Origin of the sequence: Paenibacillus glycanilyticus (genome assembly GCF_023715145.1) — a bacterium.
Taxonomy (GTDB): Bacteria; Bacillota; Bacilli; order Paenibacillales; family Paenibacillaceae; genus Pristimantibacillus; species Pristimantibacillus glycanilyticus_A.
In genome coordinates this window covers 1-213 of record NZ_JAMBNP010000101.1, presented here as the reverse complement: position 1 = coordinate 213, position 213 = coordinate 1, and the positions used below count along the sequence as shown (strand labels likewise).

Below are 213 nucleotides of genomic sequence, written 5' to 3'. Positions count from 1 at the left end.
CTTAGGCTTTCGGCGGACAAGATTCTCACTTGTCTTTTCGTTACTCATACCGGCATTCTCACTTGTATACCGTCCACCAGTCCTTGCGGTCTGACTTCAACCTATATACAACGCTCCCCTACCCAAGCACCATACGGTGCATGCCATAGCTTCGGTGGTGTGTTTAGCCCCGTTACATTTTCGGCGCAGAGTCACTCGACCAGTGAGCTATTA

Annotated in this window: 1 rRNA gene; it reads right to left on the bottom strand. The window is 50.2% G+C overall.

Annotated elements, in window-relative coordinates:
• Positions 1–213 (bottom strand): 23S ribosomal RNA (locus M3194_RS31885); the annotation flags it as partial.